At 25.3% G+C, this 5,272-nt stretch carries 4 protein-coding genes; all 4 read left to right on the top strand.

The genetic code is table 11. The features are described 5' to 3' along the window. Positions 1 to 156 precede the first annotated feature (156 nt). Positions 157 to 1,035: an SAP domain-containing protein gene (locus MBORA_RS08230; RefSeq protein ID WP_042694748.1), complete on the top strand. Its 879-nt coding sequence runs from the start codon at positions 157 to 159 to the stop codon at positions 1,033 to 1,035. Positions 1,036 to 1,041: 6 nt separating this feature from the next. After that, positions 1,042 to 1,182, top strand: a complete 141-nt coding sequence (locus MBORA_RS10880) for a hypothetical protein (protein ID WP_155930829.1) — start codon at positions 1,042 to 1,044, stop codon at positions 1,180 to 1,182. Positions 1,183 to 1,659: 477 nt separating this feature from the next. Continuing rightward, the gene (locus MBORA_RS08225) at positions 1,660 to 1,908 is read left to right on the top strand and encodes a hypothetical protein (RefSeq protein WP_063720533.1); all 249 of its coding nucleotides are present in this window, start codon (positions 1,660 to 1,662) and stop codon (positions 1,906 to 1,908) included. Positions 1,909 to 1,940: 32 nt separating this feature from the next. Next, a complete protein-coding gene (argB, locus tag MBORA_RS08220) occupies positions 1,941 to 2,819 on the top strand; it encodes an acetylglutamate kinase (protein WP_042694746.1) in 879 nt (292 codons plus the stop codon). The last annotated feature ends 2,453 nt before the right edge of the window (positions 2,820 to 5,272 follow it).

The following is a 5,272-nucleotide window of genomic DNA, read 5'->3' as shown; positions in this document are numbered from 1 at the left end:
TAATGCTTTAAATCAGCTTTAACTTCATGAATTTTAGAAAGTGGGATATCTTTATTAATATAAGCATTTCTACTCATATTACTATTTTAGTCACATTTAATATAAATATTTTTTGTCTAAAACTATAGTATTTAGAAAAATATTAAAGGTGAATTAATGAGTAATTCAATTAGGGATTTGGATATATTTATCATTTTAAATTTCTTTGATGATTTTAAAACTTATGACATTTTAAAAATTGATAGTCTTTCAAATTTTAAAAATAAAGATGAAATCATTGAATTTTTATTAAATGAAAGTTTAATAGTTAAAAAAGAAGATTCTATAACAAAAGAATCTATTTCTAAAAAATACACAGTTTCTCAACTAAAAGATGTTTTAAGGAAAAATAATTTAAAAGTTTCAGGTAAAAAAGATGAACTTGTTGAGCGAGTATTTCCAGTTTTATCTAAAAATGCAGATGATTTTGAAGTAACTGAGTTAGGTAAAAAGTATTTAATTGATAATGAATGGATTAATCTTTATCAATTTGCTCTTGCAGCATTTGATTTCGATGATTATGCTGAATATGCAAAAACATCTAATAAAAACATGTTGGATACTGCTTTTGAATATATTGATGGTTTTATTAGCGATTCTCTTTTAGTTAATCATTTTGGCATGTTTATAGATGCAATATCTGCTAAAGCTCTAATTCATGCATATAATCAAGATTATGACTCTTACCTAGATTATGATTTGCAACGTTTTATTTTAGGTTTAAATCCAATTGTAATGGATTATAATACTTATGCAAATTATCAGATAATAGATCCTGCTAATATACATAATATTAAAAATGTAATTGAAAATATTGGGGGTATGGGTCTTAAAAAAAGATTTAACAAAGTATGGCTTAAATCAAATGTTAAAAATGTAATTGTTCCTAAAAAAACCACTTTTAAATTCCTTAAAAAAGCATTAAGTGGTGAAGATATTGAAGATTTAAATCTTGAAATAAAAGAAAAATATTTCTATAAAAAATTTCAAAAATAATTAACAATGACATATAAAATTGCTCGATATGGGTTAATTCTTGCTAGTTTTTATTATTTGGTCTGTGAGATAGTATCAGCAGCTTTTACATCTACTTCATTATTTAATACTTATATTTTTCACACAATAATTGAACTTGGAATTTAGGTTTGTTTTCTCCATTATACTTTCTAATGAATAGTGCATTTATTTTAATGGGATTAATTTTAGCATATTTTGTATTTACTCAATTAAAAATATATTTTAATATATCTTTTTCACTGATTACTAGTTTAGAAGTGATTATGTTGCTTTAATTCATGGTGAAAACCCATTAACTGCTAATTACTATAGTATTGGTGCTATAATAGCCATATTTGGTTGGAATGTTCTTTTAATATTTTTATCTTTTTCAATGGCTGAATTTAAATTTTATCAAAAATTTAGCTTAGTTTTAAGAGTTTTGGGTTAGTATTCTTTTTAATAATGATATTTTCTATGTCAAACGTATTAATGCTAGTTTTTGAGAGATTATCAGTTTATACTTTGATAATCTGGTCGATTATTACAGGATTTTCAATAAGATAATTATTTATATTTAATTAGGCTTATAACTTATTATAAGATTTTAGTTTAGGTGATATGATGACTAACTTAGATAAAGAAATTGAAAAAAAAATATTGGCTATCGTTGAAAAATATCAAAAAGAAGGAACTAAACTTCTTAATTACTTAATTACTGATGATACAGTAACGTTCTTTTCACCAATCGCGAATGGTTCAGCTATTACAGCTGAAGATTTAAATAAAGTTGCTGAAATTTTAAACGGTACTTTTGATGGAATGGAAATTATTAACCAGGAATATAGATTTAAATTTACTTTTAATCTATAATCTTTTCTTTTTTTATAAAAATTAGTGATTAAATGAAAGATATTAATATTTTAATTGAAGCATTGCCTTATATTAAAAAGTTTCACAATAAAAAGATTTTAATTAAATATGGTGGACATGCAATGATTGATGATGACGCAATGTCTTCTACTGCTCGTGATACTGTTTTACTTAAATATGTAGGTATGAAACCTCTCATTGTACATGGGGGAGGTCCAGAAATATCTAGATCAATGGATAAATTAGGTAAGGAACCTAAATTTATTAAAGGACTACGTGTGACTGATGAAGAAACAATGGAAATTATTGAAATGGTATTAGTTGGGAAAATTAGCACAGAAATAGTATCTGAATTAATTAAACATGATGGTCAAGCTATTAGTTTATCTGGAAAGGATTCCAGTTTAATTTTTGCTCATAAAAAAGGAACTAGTACTGTTACTACTGATGAGGGATTAGAAACACAAATTGATTTAGGTTTAGTTGGTGAAGTTGATAAAATAAACACTGATTTACTTAAACTTTTTTTAGATAATAATTATATTCCAGTTATTTCTCCTGTTGGAATTGATTGTGAAGGAAACAGTCTTAATTTAAATGCAGATACTGCTGCTGGAGAAGTAGCAGGGGCACTTGATGCTGAAAAATTAATTATTTTAACTGATGTTCCAGGTGTTTTACGAAATTCGGATGATCCATCTACTTTAATACAAAAAATAAGAATTGATGAGGTTTCAGGCCTTATTGAAGATGGTATTATTTCTGGGGGAATGATTCCAAAAGTAGAAACATGTGTTAAAGCTATTGAAAATGGTGTTAAATCATGTCATATTATTGATGGTCGTGTAAATCACTCTATTTTACTTGAAATCTTTACTACACAAGGTATTGGAACAATGATATTTAAATAACATGGTATTGTTATTTTATTTTTATAGGTTTTTTTTTTATTCAATTTGTCTTTTTCAAAAACTTGTGCGATTTGAATTTTTTGTGGCATGAAAAATTTCTCTACTATTTATTATTTATTTTTAATTTAAAAGTAGTAAATTGTTTATATCAACTTAAACTAATATATAAAATCTCTATGTAATAGTATGAAGTCTCTATGACTTAAATTTTTTGATTTTGTATTTGAATTTTCTGAATTCCGTGAATTTGAAGGTCTTTCTCGTTTGAATGTGAATTTATTAATGATAGTTCTAATTATATTAGAAAAGAGGGGCAAAATTCATTTTGAGAATAAAATTGTTAAGTTGTCCTTCTTGTAGATCCACTCCTATAAACTTAAGGATTTTTTCTTATTTTTCTAATATTTTTTTTACTTATTTTCTTTTAGTTTTGGTTGGATTTAGCTTATTTTATTTATATACTTCTGATTGTTTTTTAAATTTATTTATATTTGTTTTTAATAATTTTTAGTAGTTAATTTTAAATATTATTAAATATTATAGGATTTATAATGTAATATTGATTGATTTAGTATTTGTAATTGTATGGATTAAACTGGTATTTTTGGGGATGTGCTTTGGATTTTTTTTCTGCAACTTTTTTTAGATAATATTTAATAGGTTATGTTGGATGATAAATTATAAAATAGACATTAGGAAGCTTACTCGTAAATAGGAAAGTGAGTTTTAAGGATTATTATGTTGTAATCCATTTGTTTCAAAATGGTTTTTACGGGTTCAGTGGAGGCTGTGAGATTATATTCAAGAATGTTACTGGTTGGGAGGATTATTAGTATTTCAACATAGATATTGGTAAACAAAGAGGTTTATTTGAGTCCTATTCTTTAATAAAGGATTATGTTTAAGGATTATATTACTGAATTTTTACAAACATTTTTAGTGCTGAATTTGAGAAAGATGGTTTATATTTGGGTTGCATGTGAATGGAAGTATAATGTAAATTGCCTAATACTATATATATATACTCGTGAACAATTTGAAATTGAAGAGTATACTGCATTTTGAAAGGCATTGGCCAAATAGCAAGAGCATCATATTATTGTTGATGTTTAACTCATGGTTTGATTTTAACATCATGAATTTGACACTACTAAAGTAACAGAAGTTGAAATGGACTAAAAATCACTTACAAGATTTAAATAAAGGATTTTAACCTTAAAAAATTCGTTTTAATTTTTGACAGAGGGTATAATGGATTCATATTGAGTTAATAAATTGGCATTATTAAAAAATATGGATCAAAATTAATATTTGATTCGTCTTGGATTCAAGAACAATAAAAATATAAGAAAGACAAAAAATGGAATCTGATGGACGAATTTGTTAATATAAACTATGAAATATTAATTAAGAACAAAAGAAATCAAAGATCCTAAACTTAAAAAAATTGCCGAACAAGAAAATTATTAATAAACCTCAGAATAAACCAACACTATGGAACTAACCAACAACAAAGGAGAAAAATACACAAAAAACACTACTAAGCAAAATCTACCAATAGAAAAATTCACAAAAAAAGATTTAAAAGACGCATACGGCAAAAGATGGCTAAATAGAAACAGACTACGATAGACTAAAAAAAAACATTTTTAGAACTAGAAAACTTCACAATACACAAAAGAACAATCATCGAACAAGGACATTCTACGCCAAACTATTCATGTTCAACCTAACTAAATATTGTACTAAAACTCGACGCAGACAAAAAAATACAAGAAAAACACAAAAACAAAAAACTAAAACACGAATATCAAATTAGACCTAAACCACCTAATGGGAATACTAAACTACAAATTCAACCATATTAGCAATGGCCAACGAAAAAAACAGACAAAAAAATAATCAAACAAATACTACAACTAGCACAAAACAAACTAGTAATCAAAAACGAAAAAAGAAAAAAACCCTCAAAACGCCACAAAGGAGGACTACCAAAACAAAAAAAATTCAAACACAACGACAGAAAAGCATAAAAAAAACATGAAAAAACAAGAAATTTAAATCAAAAAATCCTTAAGTTTATAGGAGTGCTTGTAGATCACCAAACAATATTAAAAATGGAATTTTACGAAACGTAAACTTATATTTTTAAGAATTGATGAAAAAATATGCTCCATTCAAAAATATAAACTTAAAAAATGTGGTAAAATTTTTTTATACTGATTTATATTTGCCTGCTTCTAACAATTCAAATATTACATTCGTTGTTGATTGTATTGATGATTTATATCAGTTTATGATGCAGGACTTCATAGAAATCTCTTATTATAGTTTCGGACAAAAAATTTTTTAGTTAATCATGATGAATTTACTGATCCAATTTTTATAGTAGGAATCTCTATTTACGATTCTATAGAATTCTTTTTCAAATAGTTTTTCCATAAATTCTATTG

The organism is Methanobrevibacter oralis (assembly GCF_001639275.1).
Classification (GTDB): Archaea; Methanobacteriota; Methanobacteria; order Methanobacteriales; family Methanobacteriaceae; genus Methanocatella; species Methanocatella oralis.
The sequence above is the reverse complement of the archived record's forward strand: the minus strand, read 5'-3'. Positions and strand labels throughout refer to the sequence as shown.

Bases quoted from the DNA above. Each gene is read 5' to 3' on its own strand.
- MBORA_RS08230 (WP_042694748.1), top strand. From the start codon at position 157: ATGAGTAATTCAATTAGGGATTTGGATATATTTATCATTTTAAATTTC.
- MBORA_RS10880 (WP_155930829.1), top strand. From the start codon at position 1,042: ATGACATATAAAATTGCTCGATATGGGTTAATTCTTGCTAGTTTTTAT.
- MBORA_RS08225 (WP_063720533.1), top strand. From the start codon at position 1,660: ATGACTAACTTAGATAAAGAAATTGAAAAAAAAATATTGGCTATCGTT.
- argB (WP_042694746.1), top strand. From the start codon at position 1,941: ATGAAAGATATTAATATTTTAATTGAAGCATTGCCTTATATTAAAAAG.